The following is a 26,062-nucleotide window of genomic DNA, read 5'->3' as shown; positions in this document are numbered from 1 at the left end:
GGCCCTTCATCGAAGGCACCGACAACACCGCACACACCGATGCCGCGCACGACATGATGTCTGCCAAACCTGTATCCCGCCGTCCGGGATGACGCAAACGCTTTGTCAGGCGCAACAAATGTATAAGCCGCAGGGCTGGTTTTTGTTGCTATATGACGCCCGATTTTCCGCGTAATGGAACCGTCATGTCCCGATTTACCTCCATAACCGCTTTATTTGCCTTGATTCTGCCGGGTTTGCCGGCCGGTGCACAGACCCGGTCCGGGCCGCCCGCGGCCGTTGTCGAAGCACCCGACTATCATCGCGTCGCCGGCCTGGTGTTTCGCGCCCCGCTGGTGATCGACGCGACGGTGCGGTCAACCGCCCGAATCACGGGGCCGGAGGCTGCTGGCGTTCCGGCCGGGCATACGCGATTCTATGTCAACGCCGACGTCGGCGCGCTGATTCGCGGGAGCAGCGCCCTGCCGCCGCGGATCGGTTTCCTGATCGACGTTCCGCTCGACGCGCGCGGTCGCGCGCCCAAGCTCGCCAAGCGTCGCCTGATCCTGTTCGCCCGTTCCGTTTCGGGACGCGCCGACCAGGTCCAGCTGATCGACCCGTCGGCGACGCTCGACTGGACCGCGCCCGCCGACGCGCGGGTCCGCGCCGTGGTGACCGCGGCACTCAGCCCCGATGCGCCGCCCGCAATCTCTTCGCCGGGCAACGCCTTTCATGTCCCCGGGACGCTGCCGGGCGAAGGTGAGACACAGGTGTTCCTGAACACCGCCGACGGCACCCCCGTATCGCTGCTCGTCCTGCGCCGTCCGGGCCAGGCGCGCAGCTGGTCGGTGGCGCTCGGCGACATCGTGGGCGAAGCCGCGCCGCCCCCGCCGCGCGATAGCCTGCTCGGCTACCGGCTGGCGTGCGAGCTGCCCGCGCAATTGCCCGAATCGAGCCTCGCCAACACCGAACCCGGCACCGCGGACGCCGCGCGCGAAGATTACGACTTCGTGCGCCGCCAGGTCGGCGCCTGTGGCGACCCGCTGCGCCGCTGACGTCGCCGCCCCGACGCTCAGTCGCGGGCGAGGTTGACGAAATCTCGGTCGAAGCCGGTCATCGCCGCGCCGCCGTCGACGAACAGCGTCTGTCCGGTCACTGCGGGCGCGGTCGCCAGATAATGGACCGCCTCCGCGATATCGGCAGGGTTGGGTAGACGGCGCAGCGGCATCATCGACGCCAGTCTTTCCATCTGGACCGCGTCATAATCCGCGGTCGGCAGCGTCAGCCCCGGCGCGACGCCGTTCACGCGCACCCCCGGTGCAAGCGCCACCGCGAGCGTGCGCGTCGCCGCCGCCAGCGCCTGTTTCGACAGCGTGTAGGCGATCTGGTCGTGATTGGGATAGTCGATGCGCTGGTCGAGCAGGTTGACGACGGCGCGCCCGCCCGCCGCGTCGGCATTGTCGTCTGCCTGGGCCGCCAGCCGAACCGCCAGGCGGAAGGGCGCAGCCGCATTCACCGCGAAATAGTCGATCAGCGCCGCCATGTCGGGCAGCCCAGCCTCGTTCGCGTCGAAACGCGACGCGTTGTTGACGAGCAGACGTACCGGACGCCCAAACGCCGCCGCCGCATCGTTGATCAACCCGTCGACCTGTGCCGCGATGCTCAGGTCGGCACGGAGCAATCGGTACGCCGCGCCGGCACGATCGAGCCGCGCAATCAGTTCGGGATCGGGATCGAGGCGGTGGCCACCGTGCAGCGCGAGGTCATAGCCCCCCTCCCCCAGTCGCGCGGCGATCGCTGCGCCGACGCGGCGGCACCCGCCGGTCACCAGCGCGATCGGGCGCCGCCCGGTCACCGGCGATGCCGCACGAGGGTGATGCCGATCGATTCGCCGGCTTCGGCGATGGCGAGCTTGATGATCTTTACCTCGACCCGGCGCACGCGATCATCCTGGACGAACAGGGTTTCGGCGATGTGATCCGCCACCCCTTCGATCAATGTGAAGTGGACGCCCGGCGGCAAGGCGGTCGATGCCGCGTGCTTGAGGTCGAGATAGTTCTTGGACGCCGACAAGGGTGTGTCGGGCGCGTAATGTTCGGCGCAGTCGAGGTCGACGGTGATCGAGATGCGCAGCGGCTGGGGAAGGTGCGTTTCCTCCGAATAGATGCCGGTCAGCACATTGACGTCGAAATCGAGGACATGAAGCTGGAGGCGATCGGACAAGGAGGCGGTTCCCGAAACAATTTCGTCCCGCCCCTTAATCCTCGCCTCCCGCCACGCAAAGCCGGAAATCAGGCGGCCGCAGACGGTCGGGCGCTGATGACTGCGTGCCAGCGGCGCAGGTGGGTGGCATCCTCCGGCGTGTCGAGCTTGCACCGCGCGGCGAAGTCGACGGTGATCAGTGCGGTGATGTCGGCAAAGCTGAAGCGGTCGCCCGCCACCCATTCGCTGGCCTCCAGCCGCTGGTCGAGCGTGGCGACGAAGGCCCGCCACATCAACGTGCCGCGCGCGGCGAGTTCGGGGATCTGCGGCGCGGCCGGGGCGGCGCCGACCAGCGCGCGATCCTTGAACGCGGGCGCGGTGTTGCGCAGGACGTGGACGACCGCGGCATAGCCGTCCTGCTCGATCCGGCGCGTCCAGCTCTCAATCCGGGCGATCTCCACCGCCGTCGTGCCGAACAGCGGGGGATCGGGATGCAGGGCCTCGAAATAGCGACAGATCGCGGAGGATTCGCAAATGACCTCGCCATCGTCGAGTTCGAGTGCGGGGACCGCGCCGCGCGGATTGACCGCCAGATAATCGGCGCCGAGATGTTCCGCGGCGCGCAGGTCGATGTTGACGCGCGGCACCTCGATCCCCTTTTCGGCCAGGTAAATGCGGACCCGGCGCGGGCTGGGTGCCCAGGGTGAATCATAAAGCTTCATGGCGATGGCGTTCCTCCCCGCATGCGCGATGCTTTGCCGCGCACCGATTCGACGCTAAGGCGCGCCGCCCGCTGCGTCCACCGGGCAGACGGAACCGTTGATGATTCGCTTTGTCCCGCTGACCTCGGTCGCCCCCGACGACGTCGATGCGCTGCTCGACGCGGCGTTCGGCACGGACCGGATACAACGCACCGCCTATCGCGTGCGCGCCGGGACCACCGCGATTGCCGCCTTGAGCGAGGCGGTCGTCGACGCAGAGGGCAGCTTGATCGCCAGCATCCAGTGCTGGCCGGTGCAGATCAGGTGCGATTCGGGGGAGACCGTCCCGATGGTGATGGTCGGCCCGGTTGCGGTCGCGCCCGACCTCCAGCGCGGCGGCATCGGGCGCAGGTTGATGGAGCGGCTGCTCGAGCGCGTCGAGCGCAGGCCACGCCCGGAGTTCCAGCGGCTGATGCTGGTCGGCGACCCCGAATATTATGGCCGGTTCTTCGGCTTCACCGCCGATCGGACCGGCGCGTGGCGGCTGCCCGGCCCGGTCGAGCGGCACCGGCTGCTGGCGCGCGGCGCGGACGTACCCGACTGCGCCGGCATCGTCGAAGCGCGGCTGACGGCGCTGGTTGATCCGCCGGGCGTGTGAGGGCTTTGCGCGCCGCGCCGTTCGTGCGTATCCACGCAGCCATGCCGATGCCGCCGCCGCCCGACCTGTCGAGCCTTTCGCTTCCCGATATCGCGCGCCTGGTCGAAGCGCGCCGCCTGCCCCCCGTCGCGCAATGGGACCCGCCCCATTGCGGCGACAGCGAGATGCGGATCGCGCGCGACGGCACCTGGTATCATCAGGGGTCGCCGATCGGGCGGCCGGCGATGGTCCGCCTGTTCTCCACCCTGTTGCGGCGCGAGGCGGACGGCGGTTTCGTCCTCGTCACGCCGGTCGAAAAGCTCGACATCGCGGTCGAGGACGCGCCGTTCGTCGCCGTAGCGGTGAAGGCGGCGGGCACGGGCAGCGCGGCGCGGCTCGCCTTTCAGCTCAATACCGGCGATCTGGTCACCGCGGGGGCCGCCCATCCGATCCGCATCGCGGAGTCGGCCGAAGGGCCACGCCCTTATCTGAGGGTGCGCGACGCACTCGACGCGCTGATCGCCCGACCGGTATTCTACGAACTGGCCGAAACGGCGATAACCAACGGATCGGAACCGCCCGGGCTGTGGAGCGACGGCGCATTCTTTCCGTTTGCCGCGGCATGACGTTGGCCGAGCGCCTGCGCCGCGCGCTGGATGAAATGTCGGACGCCGCCGCGCCGATCCCCGGCGACACCTTCGACCCTGCCGATCCAGCGCCCGATGACGGCCTGCCCGCGGCGGTGCTCGTCGCGATCACCGACCGCGCCGCGCCCGGCCTGATCCTGACCGAACGGACGCAAGGCCTGCGCACTCATGCCGGACAGGTCGCCTTTCCGGGCGGCCGGATCGATGCGTCGGATGCGGATGCGGTCGCCGCGGCGCTGCGCGAGGCGCAGGAGGAGATTGCGCTCGACCCGGCACATGTGACGGTCGTGGGCGTCGGCGATCGCTATCGCACCGTCACCGGCTTTGACGTGACCCCGGTGATCGGGGTCATCCCGCCCGATATCGCGTTGCAGGCGGCGCCGCAGGAGGTCCACGACATTTTCGAGGCGCCGCTCGCCTTCGTGCTCGATCCCGGCAACCAGGTGCGGCGCGCGCGCGAATGGCAGGGACGGATGCGTCATTATTACGAGATCGAATGGAACGGTCGCCGCATCTGGGGCGCGACCGCCGCGATGCTGATCAACCTCGGCCGGCGGCTGGACTGGCCGCATTGAGCACGTCTGACGTCACGCTGCCGCCGATGCGCTGGCGCGCGCGCGAGGGGCTGGACGCGCTCGTCCAGCTGCTCGGCGCGGCGCAAGACGAGGTGCGCTTCGTCGGCGGCGCAGTCCGCGATGCGCTGGTCGGGATCGAGGCGAGCGACATCGATCTGGCGACGCTGCATCCCCCGCAAGAGGTAATGGCGCGGTTGCGCGCCGCCGGCGTACGCGTCGTTCCCACCGGGCTGGCGCACGGCACTGTTACCGCAGTGCTGGCGGGCGGCCCGGTCGAGATCACGACGCTGCGCCGCGACGTCGCGACCGATGGCCGCCACGCCGAAGTCGCGTTCACCAACGACTGGCACGAGGACGCGGCGCGACGCGATTTCACGATCAACGCGCTCTATGCCGACCCGATGAACGGCCGGATCCACGACTATTTCGGCGGCGTCGCGGACCTTGCGCAGGGCCGGGTGCGCTTCATCGGCGACCCGCTGCGCCGGATCGCGGAGGACCATCTGCGCATCCTGCGCTTCTTCCGCTTCATGGCCCGCTTCGGCGACCGGCCCGACGCGGACGGGCTTGCGGCGTGCGCGGCGCGCGCCAACGACCTGATGGCATTGTCGCGCGAGCGTATCGCGGACGAGGTCCTCAAGCTGCTCGTCACCCGCCACGCGCCGCGCATCGTCGCGCTGATGGTCGCGCACGCAATCCTGCGCCCGGTGCTGCCCGAAATCGATGTCGCGGGGGCCGAGCGGCTGGCGGCACTCGCCGCGCGCGAACACGCGCACGCGGTCGAACCGGACGCGGTGCGCCGGCTGGCGGCGCTGCTGCCTGCGGACCCCGGCGTTGCGGGTGCGGTCGCCGCGCGGCTCAAGCTTTCAAACGCGCGGCGCAAGCGACTGGAGAACGCCGTTCAGCCGCTTCCACCCGGCACTAGCGCGCGCGCGTTTGCATATCGGACGGGTGTCGAAGGCGCGCGCGACCGGCTGCTGCTGCACGGCGACGCGGGCGAGATTGCGGCGGGCCTGGCTGCGCTCCTCGGCTGGACACCGCCCCGCCTGCCGCTCGGCGGCGGCGACCTGATCGCGATGGGACTGCCGCCCGGCCCCGATGTCGCGCGCATCCTGCGCGAGATCGAAACGACGTGGATCGCGGAGGGCTTTCCCGACGACGCGCGCGTGCGCGCGCTGGCCGAGCGCGGCGTCGATCAGTTGTTGCGCAGGCCGATGAGCTGAAAGGCGAGGTCTGACTTGGCTGGCCGCGAATAGAGGAAGCCCTGGCCAAAGGTGCAGCCGAGCGCCGCCAGCGTCTGTTCGAGTTCGACGGTTTCGACGCCCTCCGCCGTCGTGCGCATCCCCAGTGCCTGGGCCAGCGACAGGATCGCGCGCACGATCGCCACCTTGTCGCGATCGGCCAGCATCCCGGTCACGAAGCTGCGGTCGATCTTGAGGATGTCGATCGGCATCTTCTGGAGATAACCGAGGTTGGAATAGCCGGTGCCGAAATCGTCCATCGCGATGGTGACGCCGATGTCCTTCAGCGCGCGCAGCGTGTTGGCGCTGCGATCCGGGTCGGCGACGATCGCGCTCTCGGTCAGCTCGAGCGTCAGCCGGTTGGGAGCGATGCCGTAATTCGCCACGGTGTCGCGCACCAGCGCCGCGACATTGTCGCGCTGAAGCTGGATCGCGGAAATGTTGACCGACAGGGTGACGCCGCAATTGCCGCCGGCCTGCGCGTCCCAGGACGACAGCGTGCGCGCGGTTTCGGCCAGCGCCCAGCGTCCCAGCGGCAGGATCAGCCCCGATTCCTCGGCGACGGGAATGAATTCGCCCGGCGACAGTTCCAGACCGGTATCGGTGGTCCAACGCGCCAGCGATTCGAACGCGACGATCCGCCCCGTGCCGAGATCGCAGATCGGCTGGAAGCACAGGTGCATCTGGCCATGTTCGATGGCGCGGCGAAGCTCGGTTTCGATGCTGAACTGGCTGCGCATCAGATCGAAGGCGCGCACCTGATAGATCTCGATCTTTCCGCTCGACTTCGCGCGCTTGACCGCAAACTGGGCGTTGCGGATCAGGTCCTCGTTATCGGCGTCGACATCGGCACCCAGCGCGATGCCGATCGACACCTGCATCCGGATTTCGAAGTCGGAAAGCCGGAACGGCGTGGCGAGCGCGGATTCGATACGGCGTGCGACCTGGCACGCATCCTCGGCACCCTCCTCGAGCGACATGAGCACCGCGAACTCGTCGCCGCCGATGCGCGACAGGATGTCGTTGCCACGCAACGCGCCCTTGATCCGCCGCGCAACCGAGATGAGCAATTCGTCCCCGGCAAGGCTGCCCATACAGGCATTGACGCGGCTGAAGCGATCAAGGTCCACCACCAGCACGGCAAACGCCTCGGTACCACTTTCGGCGCAGGCCGCCTCGAGCTGATCGGCAAAGCCCGCCCGGTTGGGCAGCCCGGTGAGTGCATCCGTCAGCATCTCGCGGCGCAGGCTGTTTTCGGTGCGCTGTTCGGCGGTATGGTCGACCAGTGTGACAACGCACTGGTTCGCCACCCGGTCGCGCGGCCGGCGCGAGAGCATCACCGCATAATGGCGGCAGTCGATGTCTTCCGAAGTCTGCCACTGGAAGCGTTCCTCGACCCGGTCGGAGGCGAGATAGCCGCGAACCCGTTCGTCGAGCGCATCGAGCAGGAGCGATCGGTCGCCGATCGTGCCGAGCCCCGCGAGACGGAACAGCCGGTTGATCGCGATCAGCACCAGATCGTCGTCGCACCGGCGCACCACGGCCGCCGGGATCGGCAGCAAATCGAGCGTTGCCTGGGTTTCCTCGGCCTCTTCGTCGCTCAACTGCACGGTGCGCGGCAAGGCAGCAGCCTTACCGCCGGCGATCGTGACCGAAGAAGACCCGAACTTGAACACCGGTTCGGTCTAACCGGACTTGATTAACAACCTCTGTTCAAAAATTGCGCAGCGCGCGAAAAGATCGCGGGGTCATCCCCTTGATCAGAAACGGTTGTCGCGCGGAAAACCGGTCGGCGGCATGCGTCCCGCCGCACCGCGTGCGGCACGCCACGGGTTCATGTCGGGCTCGGTACGGGTACGCCCCTGTTCGCCGCCCATCGTCCAGCTCAACCCGTCGGCGAAGCGGAAGGCGCGGACGTCGGCCAGGCCGCCTTCGCGATATCGCTGCAACTGAACCCCCTGCCCGCGCGCCATTTCAGGCAGCTCGCTCATCGGAAAGACGAGCAGCCGGCGATTGTCGCCGGCGACCGCGACATAATCGTCTTCGAGGCGCACCGTTCGCACCACCGCCAGCCGCGCGCCCGGCCGCGGCGTCACGACCTGCTTGCCCTTGCGCGTCTCGGCAATGACGTCGCCGGTGCGCACGATGAAGCCGCGCCCGTCGCTGGCCGCGACCAGCAGCCGCGCCGCCGCCGATGCGGGCAGCAGCGTGGTGACCCCGACATCGTCGGCAAGGTCGATCATCAGCCGCACCGGCTCGCCGAAACCGCGCCCGCCCGGCAGCTTGTCGGCGGCGAGCGTGTAGAAGCGGCCATTGTCGGCGGCGAGCAGCAGCTTGTCGGTCGTCTGGGCATGAAAGGCGAACAGCGGCCCGTCGCCTTCCTTGAACTTGAGCGTGTCGGCAGCCGCCAGATCACCATGCCCCTTTAGCGCGCGGATCCACCCGCGCTGCGACAGGATCACGGTGATCGGCTCACGCTCGATCATCGCCTCCAGCGGGATGTCGGCGGCGGGCGCGGCTTCGGCGACGGTCGTGCGGCGCCGCCCGATCGCGGTCTCGGGGCCATAGCGGTCGCGGATCTTCGCCAGATCGCGCTTCATCCGCGTCCGCTGGCGTGCCTCGCTGCCGAGCAGCAGCGTCAGCTCGCCCTGTTCCTTTTCCAGCCCGTCGCGCTCGCGCCGCAGCTCCATTTCCTCCAGTCGGCGCAGCGAACGCAGGCGCATGTTCAGGATCGCCTCCGCCTGGCGGTCGGTCAGCGCGAACTCCGCAATCATCACCGGCTTGGGCTCGTCCTCGGTCCGGATGATCTCGATCACGCGATCGAGGTTGAGGAAGGCGATGATGTAGCCGTCGAGCAGCTCCATGCGATCGGCGATCCTGGCCAGCCGGTGCTCGGTCCGCCGCCTGAGCACGATGAACTGGTGATCGACCCAGGCGGACAGCGCCTCGCGCAGGCTCATCACCCGTGGCGTTCGCGTCGCGTCGAGGACGTTGAGGTTGAGCGGCACGCGCGTTTCGAGGTCGGTCAGCCGGAACAGGCCGTCCATCAGCACCGCGGCGTCGACCGTGCGGCTGCGCGGCTCGAGCACGATGCGCACCTCCGCATCCGATTCGTCGCGGACATCGGCCAGGATGGGCAGCTTTTTGTCGTTGATCAGCGCCGCGATCTGCTCGATCAGCTTGCCCTTCTGCACCCCATAGGGAATTTCGGAGACCACCGCCTGCCACGTGCCGCGCCCTTGGTCCTCGACCGACCAGCGCGCGCGCACCCGAAAGCTACCGCGCCCGGTGGCATAAGCCTCCGCGACCGCGGCGGGCGGGTCGACGACGATCCCCCCCGTGGGCAGATCGGGCCCCTGAATGAACTGGAGCATCGCCGCATCGTCGGCCGCGGGCTGGTCGATCAGGTGGATGGCGGCATCGATCAGCTCGGCGGCATTGTGCGGCGGGATGCTGGTCGCCATGCCGACCGCGATGCCGCTGGCACCGTTGGCAAGCAGGTTGGGAAACAGGCCCGGAAACAGCTCCGGCTCCTGTTCCTCGCCATTATAGGTCGGGCGGAAGTCGGCGGCGTCCTCGTCCAGCCCGTCCATCAGGTCGATGGCGACCGGGGTCAGCCGCGCTTCGGTGTAACGATAGGCGGCGGCGTTATCGCCGTCGATGTTGCCGAAATTGCCCTGGCCGTCGACCAGCGGATAGCGCAGCGCAAAATCCTGGGCTAGGCGAACCATCGCGTCATAGACCGACTGGTCGCCATGCGGGTGATATTTGCCGATCACGTCGCCAACAACGCGCGCGCACTTCTTGTAGCCTGACGCGGGGTCGAGCCGCAGCAGCCGCATCGCCCACAGCAGCCGGCGATGCACCGGCTTCAAGCCGTCGCGCACATCGGGCAGCGACCGCGCCGTGATCGTCGACAGGGCATAGACGAGATAGCGTTCGGAAAGCGCGCTGTCGAAGGGATGATCGACGATCTGGTCGAAGGGATCGGTCAAGTCGGTGGACATATGGCGGGGTGGATAGCAGCGGCGCGCGCCGCGCGCTAGGAAGCCCGCATGACCCGCCTGATCCTTGCCGCCACGCTGCTGGCCACGGCCGCCTGCACCACTGTCGAGCGGCCCGCCGAAATGGCGGCACCCGCCGCAGCGTTGATGCGCTGGGCCGACCTGACGGCACGGCCGCGGCCGACGGGAAAGATCGAAATCGCCTATGGCAGCGACCCGTATCAACGCGTCGACCTGTGGCTGCCGGCCGGGGCCGGGCCGCACCCGACGGTGCTGATGGTGCATGGCGGCTGCTGGACCACCGACATCGCCGATCGCACGCTGATGGACTGGGCCGCCGCCGACCTGCGCAGCGCGGGCTATGCCGTGTGGAACATCGATTATCGCGGGCAGGACCGCGCGGGCGGCGGCTATCCCGGCACCTTTGCCGATGTGGCCGCGGCGGCGGATGCGCTGCGGGACCATGCCGCGCAATACAGCCTCGACACCCGGCGCGTCGTCGCGATCGGCCATTCGGCGGGCGGGCACCTGGCGCTGTGGCTGGCGGCGCGGCCGAGGCTGCCGGCGGGCAGCCCGCTGCGGAGCGCCGCCCCCTTGCCGATCGCGCATGTCATCAGCCTGGGTGGCCTGCCCGACCTCGAGCGCACCGCCGCGACCCCCGCCAATGGCTGCGGCACCGAAGTGGTCGGCAAGCTGGTCGCGGGTGCCAATCCGGCCGATCGCTTCGCCGACACATCGGTCGCGCGGCTGCTGCCGATCGGGGTACCGCAAGACCATGTCGCGGGCCTGCAGGACCGGATCATCCCGATCGAGCTGAAGACCGACTTCGTCGCCAGGGCGCAGGCAGCGGGCGACCGCGCGACGCTGCATCGCATCGACCGGACCGGGCATGTCGAGCTGATCGCCCCCGGCACCGACTCGTGGACGCGGACCCGGGCGTTGGTCGCAAAGGCGTTTGGCCGATGACGACGCCGGCCGAAGCCCGCGCGCTGGATGCCGACGATACGCTGCGCGCCCTGCGCGATCGTTTCATGCTGCCCGAGGGCATCATCTATCTCGACGGCAACTCGCTCGGGCCGCTGCCGCGCGCAACCGAGATCGCCGGCCGCGACATGATCGAGCGGCAATGGGGCGAGCGGCTGATCCGCAGCTGGGACGAAGGCTGGATGGACAGCCCGGCGCGGATCGGCGCGAAGATCGCACCGCTGATCGGCGCGGCCCCCGACGAAGTGATCGTCGCCGATTCGGTCTCGGTCAATTTGTTCAAGCTGCTCGTCGCGGCGCTGCGCCATCACCCCACCCGCCGGACGATCGTCACGGAAGCCGGCAACTTCCCGACCGACCTGCACATCGCCGAGGGGGCGGCGGCGTGCGTCCCCGGCGGGCGGGTGCATGCGGTGGCGCGCGAGGCGTTGGACGATGCGATCGACGATAGGACCGCGATCGTGCTGCTCACTCATGTTCATTACAAGACCGCCGAACGCTTCGACATGGCGGCATGGACCGCGCGGGTGCAGGCGGCGGACGCGCTGATGTGCTGGGACCTGTCGCATTCGACCGGCGCGGTTCAGGTCGATCTGGGTGCCGCCGACCTGGCCGTCGGGTGCGGCTACAAGTTCCTGAATGGCGGACCCGGCGCACCCGCGTTCCTGTTCGTCGCAGGGCGGCATCAGGCGAAGCTGACCAGTCCGCTGAGCGGCTGGATGGGCCATGCCGCGCCCTTCGGGTTCGAGGACGCCTATCGCCCCGGCGCGGGCATGGAACGCTGGCGGGTCGGCACCCCCGCGATGCTGGCGATGCAGGCGCTGGAAAGCGGCGTCGACCTGTTCGCGGACATCGACATGGCCGACGTCGCGGCAAAGAGCGCGCGATTGTTCGACATGCTGGCAGCGGCAGGTGACCGCGCCGGCCTGGAATGCGTGACGCCACGCGATCCGGCCCGGCGCGGCAGCCACATCGCCTTTCGCCATCCGCACGCGCGTGCACTGATCGACCGGCTGATCGCGCGGGGCGTCATCGGCGACTTCAGGACCCCCGACATCGCGCGCTTTGGCTTGACCCCGCTGTTCCTCAGCCATGCCGAGGTCCAGCGCGCGGGCGAGCTGATCGTCGAAACCGTCGCCGAACTGGCGGAAACGGCGCATGCGCGCTGATTGCGCGACGCGCGCGGCTTGGGTATAGGGAACGCTACGGAGCCCCGGCCAGCGCGTCTCGACCCGCGCTGCCGGGGCCGATCATTTCAGGGATAGATGCCGACATGGCTCGCCGCCGCCAAATCTACGAAGGCAAAGCCAAGATCCTTTATGAGGGCCCCGAACCGGGGACGCTCATCCAGTATTTCAAGGACGACGCGACCGCGTTCAATGCCCAGAAAAAGGGCACGATCAGCGGCAAGGGCGTGCTCAACAACCGCATTTCCGAGCATGTCTTCACCCTGCTCGCCAATATCGGCGTGCCGACCCATTTCATCCGCCGCCTCAACATGCGCGAGCAGCTGATCCGCCAGGTCGAGATCATCCCGGTCGAGGTCGTGGTGCGCAACGTCGTCGCCGGTTCGCTGGCGACCAAGCTGGGGATCGAGGAAGGCACGCCGCTGCCCCGCACGATCATCGAATATTATTACAAGGACGACGCGCTCGGCGACCCGATGGTCACCGACGAACATATCCTGTGCTTCGGCTGGGCGGCGCAGGAGGAACTGCACGACATGGCCGACATGGCGATCCGGGTGAACGATTTTCTGTCGGGGATGTTCGCGGCGATCGGCATCCGGCTGGTCGACTTCAAACTCGAATTCGGCCGCATCTGGGACAATGACTATGGCCGGGTGATCCTGGCGGACGAGATCAGCCCGGACGGCTGCCGGCTGTGGGACATGGCGTCGGGCGAAAAGCTCGACAAGGACCGCTTCCGCCGCGATCTGGGCGGCGAGGTCGAGGCGTATCAGGAAGTCGCGCGCCGGCTTGGCCTGTTGCCCGAAGGCGTCGAATCGGACGTGCTCGACCTCGAATCGCACCGCAAGCGCCGGGGCAAGTAGTCGCGCGGCTTCACCCTTGCCGCATCGCAGTTGCGGCGGCATAGGGTCCGGCATTCCCAACCGCCCCTCGCTGGAGCATCGGCTCGCCATGAAGCTGCGCATCATCGTCACGTTGAAGAACGGGGTGCTCGACCCCCAGGGCAAGGCGATCCAGCACGCGCTGGGCGCGCTGGGCTTTGCCGGGGTCGAGGATGTCCGTGCCGGCCGCTATTTCGAGCTGGAAGTGGCCGACGATACCAGCGACGACGCGATCGACGCGATGTGCCGCCAGCTGCTCGCGAATACCGTGATCGAGAATTACCACGTGGAGCGGGCGTGAACACCGCCGTCATCGTCTTCCCAGGATCCAACTGCGACCGCGACATCGCGGTCGCGCTGGAGCAGGTCACAGGTCGCGCGCCCCAGATGGTGTGGCACCGTGACAGCGAATTGCCCGACAATCTCGGCCTGATCGCGCTGCCCGGCGGCTTTTCCTACGGCGACTATCTGCGCTGCGGCGCCATCGCCGCCCGATCGCCAATCATGCGCGCCGTGATCGACGCGGCCGAGCGCGGCGTGCCGGTGATCGGCATCTGCAACGGCTTTCAGATCCTGACCGAGACCGGGCTGCTGCCCGGCGCGTTGATGCGCAATGCCGGCCTCAATTTCGTTTGCCGCGACGTCGCATTGACGGTCGAGAACAGCCAGTCGATCTTCACCAGCGGCTATCAGGCGGGGGAACGCATTACCGTTCCGGTCGCGCACCATGACGGCAATTACTTCGCCGACAGCGCGACGCTGGCGCGGATTGAGGGCGATGGCCGGGTGGCGTTCCGCTATACGGACAACGTCAACGGGTCGGTCAACCGGATCGCGGGGCTGCTCAATGATCGCGGCAATGTGCTGGGCATGATGCCGCACCCCGAACGGCGGATCGAAGCCGCGCATGGCGGCACCGACGGCCGCCGGTTGTTCGAGGGGCTGCTCGCCGCCGTCGCGTGAGTTGACGCTTCGGGTAGCAGGCACAAGAGACCACATACCCCTCATTCTTCCCGTCACCCCGGCCTCGCGCCGGGGTCCCGCTTCTTGTTGCGCCGGCGCAGGCAGCGGGGCCCCGGATCAAGTCCGTGGCGACGATCCTTGCCAGCCAGACCACTGGCGCGTTCCTCAAACCTTCGCGCTGAACGGGGTGAAATCGGTGTCGGTATCGAACAGGTCGATCCCTTCCGCGCGCTTCAGGCCGTTGACCACCGCATAGGTGACGGGGGTGAGCAGCGCCTCCCAGGCGACCTTGAGCGCCCAGTTGGTCACCATGACCGTCAGCACCTGCTCGGTCGTCCAGATGCCCAGAAAGGCGATGGGGTAGAAGATCAGGCTGTCGATCGCCTGGCCGACCACGGTCGAGCCGATGGTGCGCGTCCACAGATGCTTGCCGCCCGTCAGCACCTTCAGGCGGGCGAGCACGAAGCTGTTGGCGAACTCGCCCGCCCAGAAGGCGACGATCGACGCGATGACGATCCGCCAGACCTGGCCGAACACCTGTTCATAGGCGGCCTGTCCGCCCCAGCCGGCCGCGGGGGGCAGGCTGACGACGACCCAGCTCATCACCGCGAGGAAGATCAGCGCCGCAAAGCCCGCCCAGATGCAGCGGCGCGCGCGGGCATAGCCATAGACTTCGGTCAGCACGTCGCCGAGCACATAGCTGATCGGAAAGAACAGGATGCCCGCGCCGAACACGAAGCCGCCGACTTCGGCCAGCTTCGATGCGCCGATGACGTTGGACAGTACGAGGACGGTGACGAATGCCGCCATGACGAAATCGAAATAGCGGAAATGCGTGCCCGCCAGCCTGGATGCGGTCACCGCCTGCGGCTCCGCCGGAATCGCCCCCTGGTTCATGCCCCGACCTATGATGGCCATTTTGCCCGAGCGCAATCCGCGCTAAAGGGACCGCCGGCCGGGGTCGTTCGACCCGATTGCGGGGCCCCGTAGCTCAACTGGATAGAGCACCTGCCTTCTAAGCAGGATGTTGCGTGTTCGAGTCACGCCGGGGTCGCCACCCTGCCGGTGGGGGGCGGCGCGATACGGGAAACAAGATGGTGCGGGCGGTCGGGCTCGAACCGACACTCCTTGCGGAACCGGATTTTGAGTCCGGCGCGTCTACCAGTTTCACCACGCCCGCACAGGCCCTGGCTGGGATCGCGGTTCGCTAGCCGATGCCGCGCCGGGCCGCAAGCATCGGCTCTCGATCGCGCGACGCGACCAACTCGCACCATCGCCTTGGGGCTTGATCCGTCCGGACCGACATGGTCGCTGGACGGGCAATCGCGCGCGCTTCAACCATTCATTAGCTATGCCTGCGATATGCCTCCGCCCCGACCGCGGGGGAGCTTATGGCGACGCAATATTACCGGCCGGACGCTGCGCCGCAGGTGGTCGTGCCGCCGCCGCAAGTCGATCGAGATCAGCGTTACCTGTTCAATCCGGTGGTCGATTTCCTCTGTCTTGGCGGCAGTTCGCTGATCATCCTGCCGCTGATCCTGATGGTGCCGGTGACCGGTTATCAGGAGCAAGTCGCGGGAACGATGCTGATCATCGCGCACCTGATCAATCATCCGCACTTCGCGCATTCCTATCAAATCTTCTATCGCGGGTTTCGGATAAAGGCGTTCACTGCCGACCTCGGCCGCGCCATGCAGGTCCGGTACGTCTTCTCCGGGATTGTCGTCCCCGCGATGCTGGCGGCCTTTTTCGCCTTCTGCCTGCTGACCGCCGACGCGCGCCTGCTCGGCTACGCGGCCAATGTGATGGCGCTGTTTGTCGGCTGGCATTACGTCAAGCAGGGCTATGGGATGCTGATGGTCGATGCCGCGTTGAAACGCCAATATTTCAACGCGTCCGAGAAGAAGGTCCTGCTGGTCAATTGCTATGCGGTCTGGGTTGCGGCGTGGCTTGGCTTCAACGATGCGATCCACGAGCGGAAATTGTGGGGCCTTCAGTATTTTACCTTCGATTTTCCCGATCCGATCGTGATCGTCTCGACCGTCGTGGCGGCGGCCACGGGGATCGCCGCGGTCGGGATGCTCGCGACGCGGTGGCGGTCCACCGGGCGACTGCCGGTGAACGGGGTTATCGCCTATGCGGTCAGCCTGTACATCTGGCTGTGGTTCGTGACCGTCCATCCCCTGTGGCTGCTGGTCGCCCCTGCCCTTCATTCGCTGCAATATCTCGTCGTCGTCTGGCGGTTTCAGACCAATTACCAGAAGGCGCAGCTTGCCGCGTCCGAATCCGAGGCGTCGTCACTCGCCCGCCGTCTGGTGGGCAACAAGCTGCTGGGCCACCTGATCCTGTTCACCCTCAGCGGCGTGATCCTGGGCTTTGTCGGCTTCTGGGGGCTGCCGATCATGCTCAACGCCACCATACCCTATGATGATGCGGTGTTCGGCAGCACGCTGTTCCTGTTCGTCGGGTGGATATTCATCAACGTGCACCATTATTTCCTCGACACCGTCATGTGGCGGCGGGAAAATCCGGATACGCGGCAATATCTGTTCGGGTGACCTGCACCACGTGACCCACGCAAGGCGCTAATTGACCGGCGCGCGGCGGCGATAGCTCAGCGCTTCGGCAACGTGCACGCGACCGACCTGATCGCTCTGCGCCAGATCGGCGATGGTGCGCGCCACGCGAAGCACGCGGGTATAGCCGCGCGCAGTCAGCCGCATCGCCTCCGCCGCGCGCGCCAGCAGTTCCTGGCCCGCCACATCGGGGGTCGCATGGGCACCCAGCACCTCGCCATCGGCCTCGGCATTGGTGCGCGCGGCAGCGTCGGCATAGCGGTCGCGTTGCAAGGCCCGGGCCGCCGCGACCCGTGCCGCTACCGCTGCCGACCCCTCGGCGGGCGCGGGCGCGACGAGATCGGCTGCCGAGACCGGCTGCACCTCGACATGCAGGTCGATGCGGTCGAGCAGCGGGCCCGACACCTTGGTCTGGTAGTCGGCGGCGCACCGCGGTGCCCGCGCGCAGGCCAGCGCCGGATCGCCCAGATGCCCGCAGCGGCACGGGTTCATCGCCGCGATCAGCTGGACACGCGCGGGAAAGGTGACGTGGGCGTTCGCCCGGGCGACGGTGACGGTGCCGGTCTCCAGCGGCTGGCGCAGCGAATCGAGCACGGCGCGCTGAAACTCGGGCAGCTCGTCGAGGAAAAGGACGCCCAGATGCGCCAGGCTGACCTCACCCGGCCGCGCCTTCAGCCCGCCGCCGACCAGTGCGGCCATCGACGCCGAATGGTGCGGCGCGCGATAGGGCCGCGCACGGGTCAGCCGCCCGCCGGAAATGGTGCCGGCGACGCTGGCGACCATCGACACTTCGAGCGCCTCGGCCGGGTCGAGCGGCGGCAGGATGCCGGGCAGGCACGCCGCCATCAGCGATTTGCCCGCCCCCGGCGGCCCGACCATCAACAGGTTGTGCCCGCCGGCGGCTGCGATCTCGAGCGCGCGGCGGGCGGTTTCCTGACCCTTGACCTGCGCGAGATCGGGGCCGGCGGCCATGTCGTCGGCCTGGCCCGGGCGCGGCGGCGACAGGAGCTGCGCGCCCTTCAGGTGGTTGATGAGGCTTATGAGGTCGGGTGCCGCCGCGACCGGGATCGACCCCGCCCAGGCGGCTTCCGAACCCTGCGCCGCCGGACAGATCAGGCCGCGTTCCTGTTCGGAGGCGTGGAGCGCGGCGAGCAGCACGCCCGGCGAGGCGGCGATGCGCCCGTCGAGCCCCAGTTCGCCGACCGCGACATACTCGCTGAGCGTTTCGGCGTCGACGACGCCCATCGCGGCGAGCAATCCGAGCGCGATCGGCAGGTCGTAATGCGACCCTTCCTTGGGCAGATCGGCGGGCGACAGGTTGACCGTAATCCGCTTTGGCGGCAGCGCCAGGCCGATCGCGGCGATCGCGGCGCGCACGCGCTCGCGGCTTTCGGCCACCGCCTTGTCGGGCAGGCCGACGACGACGAAGGCGGGCACCCCCGGCGCCAGCTGGACCTGCACCTCGACACCGCGGGCCTCCAGCCCCAGATAGGCCACCGTGGCAACGATCGCGACCATCAAACTCCCCCTGCGCGCGGGCGACCATAGCCGCTTTTGCGGGACGGGGAATGGGGCGCGGCCGGCGATCGCGTCCGATGCGGGGGGATCGCGCAACGCCGATGGCGAATTGACATGGGCAGGCGCTTCGAGTAGCGGCGTCCCATCAACGGCCGTCCCATGGGCGGCCCTTTTGCGTTTTGAACTTCAGGGAATGAGCGATGAAGCGGACTTTTCAGCCGAGCAACCTGGTGCGTGCGCGCCGGCACGGCTTTCGCGCCCGGATGGCGACGCCGGGCGGCCGCAACGTGATCCGGGCGCGCCGCGCGCGCGGTCGCAAGAAGCTGTCGGCCTGATCCAACTTACCCGGCGCGGCGACTTTCTGGCGGCGAACGCCGGACGCCGCGCGCCGACCCCCGGCTTCGTCCTGCTGGTCCGCCCGCGCGATGACGGCGACCCGACCATGCGCGTCGGCTATACCGTATCCAAGAAGGTCGGTAACGCCGTCATCCGCAATCGGATGAAGCGGCGCCTGCGCGAACTCGCCCGCGCGATCCTGCCCGACCATGGCGTGCGCGGTGCCGACCATGTCCTGATCGGGCGAAACAGCGGAATCGAGCGTGATTTTCACCAGCTGGGCGACGAGCTGGTCCGCGCGCTGCGCAAGACCGCCCGGTGATCGCGCGTATCATGATCCTGCTCGTGCGTGGCTGGCAGCTGGGGCCATCGGTCATCCTGCCGCCGTCGTGCCGCTATCAACCCTCCTGTTCGGCCTATGCAATCGAGGCGCTTCGTCGCTATGGGGCGCTGAAGGGCGGATGGCTCGCCGCCCGGCGCATCGCGCGCTGCCATCCCTGGGGCGGGCACGGCCATGATCCGGTGCCGTGAGACGCAATTTTCCGTTTGAGGACGATCGGTGAAAGACGAACAGAAAAACTTCCTGCTCTTCGCGGTGCTGGCCGCGGTGATCCTGTTCGCCTGGGAACCGATCCTCGGCACCTTCTTTCCCAACCTGGTCAGCCGCCCGCCCGCGACCGTGCAGAAGGGCGAGATCAAGACCGCCCCTGCCCCCGATGCCGACCCGACCGCCGACAGCCCGGCGGCGATCCGCGACCGGGCGATCGTGTTGCGCGAAACCCCGCGCATTGCCATCGAAACGCCGCGGCTCCGCGGTTCGATCAACCTGAAGGGTGCGCGGATCGACGATCTCGTGCTGGTCCGCCACAGCGAGACGATCGCGCGCGGATCCCCGCCGATCCGTCTGTTGTCGCCATCGGGTGCGCGCGACGCCTATTTCGCCGCGTTCGGCTGGTCGGGCAGCGGTGTCGCGCCGCCGGCCCCCGACGCGCTGTGGCAGGCGAGCGGCGCGCGGCTGACTCCCGCCACCCCCGTCACCTTGTCGACGACCAGCGGCGGCCAGCAATATCAGGTCCAGATCTCGGTCGATGAGGGCTACATGTTCACGGTCCGCCAGAGCGTGCGCAACGCCGCCGCCGCGCCGATCAGCCTTACCCCCTATGCGCTGCTCAGCCGCCAGGGCGTGTCGAAGGACCCGGACACCTGGACCATCCACGCCGGCCCGCTGGCCGTGCACAACGGCGCGGTCGATTACGGCGTGGATTATTCGACCGTGGGAGAGGACGGGCCGCAGCGTTACAATTCGACCGGCGGCTGGATCGGCTTCACCGACATCTACTGGCTGACCGCGCTGGTGCCCGACCAGAAGCAGCCGACCGAAATGCAGTTCCGCAGCCCGCGCGCCAACGCCTATCAGGCCGACTTCCGGGCCCCGGCCCGTGTCGTCGCGCCGGGTCAGAGCTTTACCCAAACCACCCGCTTCTTCGCGGGTGCCAAGGAAGTCGAGCTGCTCGACCGCTATGAGGATGAAGGCGGCATCACCCTGTTCGGCAACGCGATCGACTGGGGCTGGTTCGAGATCATCGAAAAGCCGATCTTCACCTATCTCACCTGGCTGTTCCGCATGGTCGGCAATTTCGGCGTCGCGATCATCCTGCTGACCTGCACCGTGCGGCTGCTGATGTTCCCGATCGCGCAGCGCCAGTTTGCGTCGATGGCGTCGATGCGGGCGATCCAGCCCAAGCTGAAGGCGCTGCAGGAACGCTGGAAGGACGACAAACCGCGCCTTCAGCAGGAAATGATGAAGCTCTACAAGCACGAGAAGGTCAATCCGGTTGCCGGCTGCCTCCCCACCCTGCTCCAGATCCCGGTCTTCTACGCGCTCTACAAGGTGCTGATGCTGACCATCGAGATGCGGCACCAGCCGTTCGTGCTGTGGATCAAGGATCTGTCGGCGCCCGATCCGCTGACACCGGTCAACCTGTTCGGCCTGATCCCATTCACGCCCCCGGCCTTCCTGGCGATCGGCGTGATCCCGATCCTGCTCGGCGTCAGCATGTATTTCCAGTTCAAGCTCAACCCCGCGCCGATGGACGAGACGCAGAAGCAGGTGTTCGCGATCATGCCGTGGGTGCTGATGTTCGTGATGGCACCGTTCGCGGTCGGCCTGCAGGTCTACTGGATAACCTCGAACGTACTCACCATCGCGCAGCAGCAATGGCTCTATTCGCGCCATCCCGCGCTCAAGCAAAAGCCGGCGACATGAGGATGGTCATCCAGATCCCTCCACCATTTGCTACGCAAATGGTCCCCCTCCCCGAGACGAGCTCGGGGAGGATTTATGAGCGAGGACATCGAGCTCATCGAGGCCGCACGCCGGACCTTTGCGGGTCCGGTCGCTTTCCTGAAGTCGGCGCCCTCGCTTCAGCACCTGCCCGCGCCCACGGTGCCCGAGATCGCGTTTGCGGGCCGGTCGAATGTCGGCAAGTCTTCGCTGCTCAACGCGCTTGCCGGACGCAATGCACTCGCGCGCACGTCGAACACGCCGGGGCGGACGCAAGAGCTCAACTTCTTCGACATCGGTGATCCGCTGCGCTTTCGCCTGGTGGACATGCCGGGCTACGGCTTTGCCAAGGCGCCGAAGGACATGTTGCGCCAGTGGCGCTTCCTGGTGAACGATTTCCTGCGCGGCCGTGCAGTGCTCAAACGCACGCTGGTGCTCATCGACTCGCGCCACGGCATCAAGGATGTCGATCGCGAGATCCTCGACATGCTTGACCAGGCGGCGGTCAGCTATCGCGTCGTCCTCACCAAGGCCGACAAGATCAAGGCGAGCGAGCTGGCCGACATGTACGCGCGCACCACCGCGGAGGCGCGCAGACGTCCGGCCGCGCATCCCGACATCCTCGCGACCTCGAGCGAAAAGGGCATGGGCATTCCCGAATTGCGCGCCGCTGTCCTCGAAGCAATCGGGTGAGCGCGGCAGATCAGGCGCTGTTCTCCTATGGCACGCTGCAGCTCCCCGAGGTGCAGCGTGCGACGTTCGGCCGGTTGCTGGCGGGCACGCCGGACGTACTGACCGGCTTCCGCCGGATCATGATCGAGATTGACGACCCGGATGTGCGCGATGCGAGCGGGATCGCCACCCACCCGGCGCTGGTGGCCGACCCGGACGCCCCGCCGATCCCCGGACAGGTGTTCGACGTGACCGATGCCGAACTGGCCGCCGCCGATGTCTACGAAAGCGCGAATTACCGACGCATCGCAGTCACGCTGATGTCGGGGCGTAGCGCCTGGGTCTATATCCGGGCATAGCGGCCGCAACGCCCGGCGGGTTCGCGCGTTGGGCGGCCGATGCCCGACGGCGGTATGGCGTGGAAGGAAACTCGATGAGCAAGACGGCACAATGGGCGAAGATCGGCGGTGGGATCGCCGCGTTGGCGGTGGGCGCGGGCGCATGGTTCGTCTGGCGCGAGAAATCGGTCGAGCAGCCCGACTTCACGCTGGTCGAGCAGGACGGCGATTTCGAGATCCGCGACTATCCGGAAATCACCGTCGCCGAAACCGTGGCGGCGGGCGCGCGGCGCGAAGCCACCAATGCCGGGTTCCGGCGCCTGGCCGATTACATCTTCGCGAAGGACCGCGCCGGGGAGAAGATCGCGATGACCGCCCCCGTGCTTCAGGATCAGGACGGCGGCACGGCCTGGCGCACGCGCTTCGTGATGCCCGCCGCGCGCAGCCGCGCCACGCTTCCCACGCCCGACCGAAACGTCGCGCTGACGACGTTGCCACCACGCCGGGTCGCGGCGGTCCGGTTCTCCGGCAACGCCGACGCAATGGCGCTCGAGACGCACGAACGCGCGCTGCGCGAATGGCTGACCGGGCGCGACATCCTGCCGACCGGGCCAGTCGAATATGCGTTCTACAACTCGCCCTTTGTGCCGGGTCCGCTCAAGCGCAACGAAATCCTGCTGCCGATTGCGGGTTAGGTTGCCGCTCACCATGCGGGCCGCTATCCCCGCACCATGCTCAAGATCATCATCGGCAACAAAGCCTATAGCTCGTGGTCGCTGCGCGGCTGGCTGGCGGTGCGGCAGTCGGGGCTGCCTTATCAGGAAGTGGTCGTGCCGCTATACGACGCCGACTGGGACCGACGGCGCGAGGGCGACGAGTTCGCGCCGTCGTCGGGCAAGGTGCCGATCCTGTGGGACGGCGATATCGTCGTCTGGGATTCGCTGGCGATCATCGAATATCTGAACGAGAAGACCGCGTGCCAGTGCTTCTGGCCCGAGGACCTCGCCGCGCGCGCCATGGCACGGTCGATGGCGGCGGAGATGCATTCGGGCTTCTCCGCGCTGCGACGCAAGCACAGCATGAATGTCCGCCACGTCTATCCGCCGCGTCAGCCCGACGACGACGTGCTGCAGGAGCTCGACCGGCTCATGGAAATCTGGGCACAGGCGCGGGCCCGTTATGGCGGCGCGGGCAAGTTCCTGTTCGGCGATTTCGGCGCGGCCGACATCATGTTCGCCCCCGTCGTGACCCGGCTGGTCACCTATTCGCTGCCCGTCGCCCGCTTCGCCCCGGCCTATATGCACGCGGTGCTCACCCATCCGTTCATGCAAGACTGGCTCGCCGCCGCGCAGGAGGAGGAATGGGTGATCGAGAAGTTCGAGGGGCCGGTCCAGACCTGACCGCGCGCGTGATCACCGCTGGCGGGATTGTGTCGGGCGCGGGCTTGCGCGATGGCAGTGTCCCGCTCTGCCGAAAGAACCGCGATTGACCGACCTGCTCGACCTGACCTGTGCGCTGATCGACGCCGAGAGCATCACGCCCGCAACCGGCGCCGTGTTTGACGTGCTCGAGGCCGCGCTCGTCCCGCTTGGCTTCAATGTCGATCGCTTTATCGCGGGCGGCCCCCCGCACGGCCCGGTCGAGAACCTGCTCGCCGTTCGCGGGGCCGGCGGCACGCATTTCGCCTTTGCCGGGCACCTCGACGTGGTGCCGCCGGGCAAGGGCTGGACCACCGACCCGTTCCGGGCGGAGCTGCGCGGCGGATTGCTGCATGGCCGCGGTGCCGTCGACATGAAGGGGGCGATCGCCGCCTTTGTCGCCGCAGCCGCGCAGACGCCCGCCGATCTCGGCACGATGAGCCTGATCATCACCGGCGACGAGGAAGGCCCGGCGATCCACGGCACGATCGCGCTGATCGAGCGGATGAAGGCGCGCGGGCTAAGCCCCGATTACTGCCTGGTCGGCGAACCGACATCGGTCAGCCGGCTGGGCGACATGATCAAGATCGGGCGACGCGGTTCGGTCAATATCTGGATCGACGTCCCGGGCCGGCAGGGTCATGTCGCCTACCCGCACCTCGCCGACAATCCGATCCCGCGACTGGTCAGGGCGCTGGCTGAGCTCGACGCGCTCGTCCTCGACGAAGGTACCGACTGGTTCCAGCCCACCAACCTCGAGATCACCGACCTGACGGTTGGCAATCCGGCGACCAACGTCATCCCGGCAGCGGCGCAGGCGCGGCTGAGCATTCGTTTCAACGACCTGCATCGCGGCGACGCGCTGGTCGCGCGTGTGCGCGACATCGTCGAAGCGCACGCCCCCGGTGCGGAGGTACGTGCGATGGTGTCGGGCGAGGCGTTTCTGACCCCGCCGGGCGCGTGGTCCACCCTGGTCTCCGACCGGATCGCCGCACATACCGGCCATTCGCCCGAATTGTCGACGACGGGCGGGACATCGGACGCGCGTTTCCTGTCACGGCTGTGCCCGGTGGTCGAGTTCGGACTGGTCAACGCGACGATGCACAAGCTCGACGAGGCGGTCGCGATCGACGACCTGACGTTGCTCGCCGCGATCTATGCCGACATCGCGCGCGGCGCGTTCAGCTTGCCGCCCGCATCAGCTGCCGGTCACGCGCCCAGTTGAGGAAGGTCGCCTCCTCCATCGGGCGCCCGATCGCATAGCCCTGGAGCACGTCGCAGCCGATCACGCGCATGACCTCGGCCTGCGCGGCGTTCTCGATCCCCTCCGCCACAGCCTCGCACCCGAGCCCGTGGACCAGCCCGATCACCGCCTGGACGATGGTGCGCGCCTCGGTCCGTTCGGCGACCTGCTCGATCAGCGACCGGTCGATCTTGACGCGATCGACCGGCAGCATCTGCAGCCGGCCGAGATTCGAATAGCCCGTTCCGAAATCGTCGATCGCGACGGTCGCCCCATCGGCGCGAAGCTGCGCGATCGCATCGATGACGTCGTCGCTACAGCTCATTACCAGGCTTTCGGTAATCTCGAGCTCGACCAGCCGCGCCGGCGCGCCGGCCGCACGCAGCGCGTCGCGCAGCCGTCGGAAAAAGCCGGCATGATCGAGCTGGCGCGGGCTGATGTTGATGGCAAGTCGCTGCTCGACGCCCAGCTTCGCCCAGCGGGCGATCGTTTCGGCAACACGATGGATCACCCAGTCACCGATCTCGACGATCAGGCCGGTTTCCTCGGCACGCTGGATGAAGCTGCCGGGCAGCCGGAGGCCATCGGGATGTCGCCAGCGCAACAGCGCCTCCGCGCCGATCAGCCGGCCGTCGATCGCCGACACCTGCGGCTGGAACGCCAGCGTGAACTGGTCGCGTGCGACCGCGGTGCGCAGGTCCTGTTCGAGCCGCGTCCGCGCGTCGATCTCGGTCGCCAGCTGCTCGGTGAAATGTTCGACGCAGCCCCGCCCGTTGGCCTTCGCCTGATACATCGCCGCGTCCGCCGCGCGCATCAGTTCGCTCAGCGACCGGCCGTGCCGGGGGCGGACGGCTACGCCCACCGATGCGCCGATCTCGATCGACTGCCCCCCGAGGTCGAAGCTTTCGCCCAGCGCGAACAGGATGGCGCGCCCGATCCGGTCGATCCGCCGGGGTTCACGGATGTCGGGAAAAAACATGGTGAACTCGTCACCCGCCAGCCGGCCGATCAGCACCGGTCCGGTGCCTGTGGCGGGTTCATCGGCGAACCGCGCCGCCACCGCTCGCAGGCGATTGGCGACCATGCCGAGCAGGACGTCGCCGGTGGCGTGACCCATCGTGTCGTTCACCGCCTTGAAGCGGTCGAGATCGATGAAGAAGATGGCGGCGGCCGCGTCCGCGGGCAGCTCGGCGAGCGCACGCTCGCAGCAGCGCCTGAAGTGGATGCGGTTGGGCAGGTCGGTGACGCTGTCGAACATGGCCAGGCGCTGGACGGTGTCGAGATTGCCGTGCATCTGACGAAACAGGCTTTCCATCGCGGCGGCGAGTGTGGGCACGAAACGGCTCACCTGCTCGGGCACTTCGCCTTCAAGGTCGCCGTTCGCCGCGCGGGCCAAGCGCGCAATGGCTTCGTCGATGGCAGCGGCGGTGTTGGCGACAGCGTGTTCGGCATAGGCCCAGCACATCGTCGCACACACAATCGCAGCGACGAGCGAGGCGGCGGTGCCTGATATGTCGATCCGCCCGTTGGTGGTGGCCGCGAGCGCCAGAATGAAGGCGATTCCGCCCGCGCAAAGGGCAAAGGCGACCGCCTTGCTTTTGAGCGAGAAGACTTCCATCGACCGATCCGAAACTCCGCTTGCCGAACCGCCCTCGTCCGGCACGGCGCGTCGT

28 protein-coding genes and 2 tRNA genes are annotated in these 26,062 nt (G+C 67.8%); 21 read left to right on the top strand and 9 right to left on the bottom strand.

All coding sequences use genetic code 11. From position 1 onward, the window contains the following. Positions 1-185: 185 nt before the first annotated feature. The gene (locus tag AX676_RS09360; RefSeq protein WP_231734709.1) at positions 186-1,034 is read left to right on the top strand and encodes a hypothetical protein; all 849 of its coding nucleotides are present in this window, start codon (positions 186-188) and stop codon (positions 1,032-1,034) included. A gap of 17 nt (positions 1,035-1,051) precedes the next feature. Here AX676_RS09360 and AX676_RS09355 read toward each other — a convergent pair whose 3' ends face one another. The 3 genes from AX676_RS09355 to AX676_RS09345 all read right to left on the bottom strand — a co-directional run bounded on the left by AX676_RS09355 (position 1,052) and on the right by AX676_RS09345 (position 2,903). Next, positions 1,052-1,834, bottom strand: a complete 783-nt coding sequence (locus AX676_RS09355) for an SDR family oxidoreductase (RefSeq protein WP_066479658.1) — start codon at positions 1,832-1,834, stop codon at positions 1,052-1,054. Continuing rightward, positions 1,831-2,202 (bottom strand): dihydroneopterin aldolase, encoded by a 372-nt coding sequence (locus AX676_RS09350; protein WP_066479659.1) that lies wholly within the window; start codon positions 2,200-2,202, stop codon positions 1,831-1,833. The genes AX676_RS09355 and AX676_RS09350 overlap by 4 nt, the downstream gene beginning before the upstream one ends. Positions 2,203-2,270: 68 nt before the next feature. Beyond that, complete coding sequence (locus AX676_RS09345) at positions 2,271-2,903, bottom strand: glutathione S-transferase family protein (RefSeq protein ID WP_066479662.1); 633 nt, start codon at positions 2,901-2,903, stop codon at positions 2,271-2,273. A 100-nt stretch (positions 2,904-3,003) separates the two neighbouring features. Here AX676_RS09345 and AX676_RS09340 point away from each other — a divergent pair, with 100 nt between their 5' ends. From AX676_RS09340 to AX676_RS09325, 4 genes are read left to right on the top strand one after another with little or no spacing between them, the layout of a single operon-like run. Beyond that, positions 3,004-3,540 carry a GNAT family N-acetyltransferase gene (locus tag AX676_RS09340; protein WP_066479664.1) on the top strand — a complete coding sequence of 179 codons (537 nt, stop codon included), beginning with the start codon at positions 3,004-3,006 and terminating at the stop codon, positions 3,538-3,540. A 41-nt stretch (positions 3,541-3,581) separates the two neighbouring features. Continuing rightward, on the top strand, positions 3,582-4,145 hold the full coding sequence (locus AX676_RS09335) for a DUF1285 domain-containing protein (RefSeq protein WP_066479666.1): 564 nt from the start codon (positions 3,582-3,584) through the stop codon (positions 4,143-4,145). Then, positions 4,142-4,741, top strand: coding sequence for a CoA pyrophosphatase (locus AX676_RS09330; protein WP_066479669.1), 600 nt, complete (start codon positions 4,142-4,144; stop codon positions 4,739-4,741). Before AX676_RS09335 ends, AX676_RS09330 begins: the two co-directional genes overlap by 4 nt. A 26-nt stretch (positions 4,742-4,767) precedes the next feature. Continuing rightward, positions 4,768-5,964: a CCA tRNA nucleotidyltransferase gene (locus AX676_RS09325; protein WP_066479671.1), complete on the top strand. Its 1,197-nt coding sequence runs from the start codon at positions 4,768-4,770 to the stop codon at positions 5,962-5,964. Here the strand turns inward: AX676_RS09325 and AX676_RS09320 are convergent. After that, the gene (locus AX676_RS09320; protein ID WP_197417097.1) at positions 5,937-7,604 is read right to left on the bottom strand and encodes a putative bifunctional diguanylate cyclase/phosphodiesterase; all 1,668 of its coding nucleotides are present in this window, start codon (positions 7,602-7,604) and stop codon (positions 5,937-5,939) included. The genes AX676_RS09325 and AX676_RS09320 overlap by 28 nt on opposite strands. Positions 7,605-7,742: 138 nt before the next feature. Beyond that, positions 7,743-9,989 (bottom strand): DNA topoisomerase IV subunit A, encoded by a 2,247-nt coding sequence (gene parC / locus AX676_RS09315; RefSeq protein ID WP_066479677.1) that lies wholly within the window; start codon positions 9,987-9,989, stop codon positions 7,743-7,745. Positions 9,990-10,037: 48 nt separating this feature from the next. Here parC and AX676_RS09310 point away from each other — a divergent pair, with 48 nt between their 5' ends. The 5 genes from AX676_RS09310 to purQ all read left to right on the top strand — a co-directional run bounded on the left by AX676_RS09310 (position 10,038) and on the right by purQ (position 14,004). Continuing rightward, positions 10,038-10,952 carry an alpha/beta hydrolase family protein gene (locus AX676_RS09310; protein WP_231726065.1) on the top strand — a complete coding sequence of 305 codons (915 nt, stop codon included), beginning with the start codon at positions 10,038-10,040 and terminating at the stop codon, positions 10,950-10,952. Further along, positions 10,949-12,139, top strand: coding sequence for a kynureninase (kynU, locus tag AX676_RS09305; RefSeq protein ID WP_066479678.1), 1,191 nt, complete (start codon positions 10,949-10,951; stop codon positions 12,137-12,139). The genes AX676_RS09310 and kynU overlap by 4 nt, the downstream gene beginning before the upstream one ends. Positions 12,140-12,243: 104 nt before the next feature. Next, positions 12,244-13,023 (top strand): phosphoribosylaminoimidazolesuccinocarboxamide synthase, encoded by a 780-nt coding sequence (gene purC / locus AX676_RS09300; RefSeq protein WP_066479683.1) that lies wholly within the window; start codon positions 12,244-12,246, stop codon positions 13,021-13,023. Positions 13,024-13,111: 88 nt separating this feature from the next. Beyond that, entirely contained in the window at positions 13,112-13,342 is a 231-nt protein-coding gene (gene purS / locus AX676_RS09295; protein ID WP_066479685.1) for a phosphoribosylformylglycinamidine synthase subunit PurS, read from the top strand. Then, positions 13,339-14,004 (top strand): phosphoribosylformylglycinamidine synthase subunit PurQ, encoded by a 666-nt coding sequence (purQ, locus tag AX676_RS09290; RefSeq protein WP_066479687.1) that lies wholly within the window; start codon positions 13,339-13,341, stop codon positions 14,002-14,004. The genes purS and purQ overlap by 4 nt, the downstream gene beginning before the upstream one ends. A 165-nt stretch (positions 14,005-14,169) precedes the next feature. Here purQ and AX676_RS09285 read toward each other — a convergent pair whose 3' ends face one another. Next, positions 14,170-14,901, bottom strand: coding sequence for a queuosine precursor transporter (locus tag AX676_RS09285; protein ID WP_066479692.1), 732 nt, complete (start codon positions 14,899-14,901; stop codon positions 14,170-14,172). An 83-nt stretch (positions 14,902-14,984) separates the two neighbouring features. On the opposite strand from AX676_RS09285, the gene AX676_RS09280 reads away from it, so the two are divergent. Next, positions 14,985-15,061, top strand: a tRNA-Arg gene (locus tag AX676_RS09280). A 38-nt stretch (positions 15,062-15,099) separates the two neighbouring features. On the opposite strand, the gene AX676_RS09275 is transcribed toward AX676_RS09280, so the two are convergent. Further along, positions 15,100-15,184 (bottom strand) — tRNA-Leu (locus tag AX676_RS09275). Positions 15,185-15,395: 211 nt separating this feature from the next. Between AX676_RS09275 and AX676_RS09270 the strand changes: the two genes are divergently transcribed. Then, on the top strand, positions 15,396-16,562 hold the full coding sequence (locus tag AX676_RS09270; RefSeq protein ID WP_197417797.1) for a hypothetical protein: 1,167 nt from the start codon (positions 15,396-15,398) through the stop codon (positions 16,560-16,562). Positions 16,563-16,589: 27 nt separating this feature from the next. Here AX676_RS09270 and AX676_RS09265 read toward each other — a convergent pair whose 3' ends face one another. After that, positions 16,590-18,098: a YifB family Mg chelatase-like AAA ATPase gene (locus AX676_RS09265; RefSeq protein ID WP_066479695.1), complete on the bottom strand. Its 1,509-nt coding sequence runs from the start codon at positions 18,096-18,098 to the stop codon at positions 16,590-16,592. Between the two features lie 200 nt (positions 18,099-18,298). Between AX676_RS09265 and rpmH the strand changes: the two genes are divergently transcribed. The 9 genes from rpmH to dapE all read left to right on the top strand — a co-directional run bounded on the left by rpmH (position 18,299) and on the right by dapE (position 24,371). Then, positions 18,299-18,433, top strand: a complete 135-nt coding sequence (rpmH, locus tag AX676_RS17275; RefSeq protein WP_010545931.1) for a 50S ribosomal protein L34 — start codon at positions 18,299-18,301, stop codon at positions 18,431-18,433. Continuing rightward, positions 18,430-18,756, top strand: coding sequence for a ribonuclease P protein component (gene rnpA, locus AX676_RS09260; RefSeq protein ID WP_231726559.1), 327 nt, complete (start codon positions 18,430-18,432; stop codon positions 18,754-18,756). The genes rpmH and rnpA overlap by 4 nt, the downstream gene beginning before the upstream one ends. Continuing rightward, positions 18,753-18,965 carry a membrane protein insertion efficiency factor YidD gene (yidD, locus tag AX676_RS09255; RefSeq protein WP_066479698.1) on the top strand — a complete coding sequence of 71 codons (213 nt, stop codon included), beginning with the start codon at positions 18,753-18,755 and terminating at the stop codon, positions 18,963-18,965. Before rnpA ends, yidD begins: the two co-directional genes overlap by 4 nt. A 28-nt stretch (positions 18,966-18,993) precedes the next feature. Then, a complete protein-coding gene (yidC, locus tag AX676_RS09250) occupies positions 18,994-20,700 on the top strand; it encodes a membrane protein insertase YidC (protein WP_066479700.1) in 1,707 nt (568 codons plus the stop codon). Between the two features lie 75 nt (positions 20,701-20,775). Next, positions 20,776-21,411 (top strand): ribosome biogenesis GTP-binding protein YihA/YsxC, encoded by a 636-nt coding sequence (yihA, locus tag AX676_RS09245; protein ID WP_066479702.1) that lies wholly within the window; start codon positions 20,776-20,778, stop codon positions 21,409-21,411. Next, positions 21,408-21,749, top strand: a complete 342-nt coding sequence (locus AX676_RS09240; protein ID WP_066479704.1) for a gamma-glutamylcyclotransferase family protein — start codon at positions 21,408-21,410, stop codon at positions 21,747-21,749. The genes yihA and AX676_RS09240 overlap by 4 nt, the downstream gene beginning before the upstream one ends. A 74-nt stretch (positions 21,750-21,823) precedes the next feature. Further along, complete coding sequence (locus tag AX676_RS09235; RefSeq protein WP_066479707.1) at positions 21,824-22,423, top strand: SOUL family heme-binding protein; 600 nt, start codon at positions 21,824-21,826, stop codon at positions 22,421-22,423. Positions 22,424-22,459: 36 nt separating this feature from the next. Next, positions 22,460-23,128, top strand: a complete 669-nt coding sequence (locus AX676_RS09230; RefSeq protein ID WP_066479710.1) for a glutathione S-transferase family protein — start codon at positions 22,460-22,462, stop codon at positions 23,126-23,128. 85 nt (positions 23,129-23,213) lie between these two features. Continuing rightward, positions 23,214-24,371, top strand: a complete 1,158-nt coding sequence (gene dapE, locus AX676_RS09225; RefSeq protein WP_066479713.1) for a succinyl-diaminopimelate desuccinylase — start codon at positions 23,214-23,216, stop codon at positions 24,369-24,371. Here dapE and AX676_RS09220 read toward each other — a convergent pair. Then, positions 24,328-26,007, bottom strand: coding sequence for a putative bifunctional diguanylate cyclase/phosphodiesterase (locus tag AX676_RS09220; RefSeq protein ID WP_066479718.1), 1,680 nt, complete (start codon positions 26,005-26,007; stop codon positions 24,328-24,330). The two genes, dapE and AX676_RS09220, sit on opposite strands and share 44 nt — an antisense overlap. Between the last annotated feature and the right edge of the window lie 55 nt (positions 26,008-26,062).

Source organism: Sphingomonas sp. CCH21-G11, assembly GCF_001555965.1.
Classification (GTDB): Bacteria; Pseudomonadota; Alphaproteobacteria; order Sphingomonadales; family Sphingomonadaceae; genus Sphingomonas.
The sequence above is the reverse complement of the archived record's forward strand: the minus strand, read 5'-3'. Positions and strand labels throughout refer to the sequence as shown.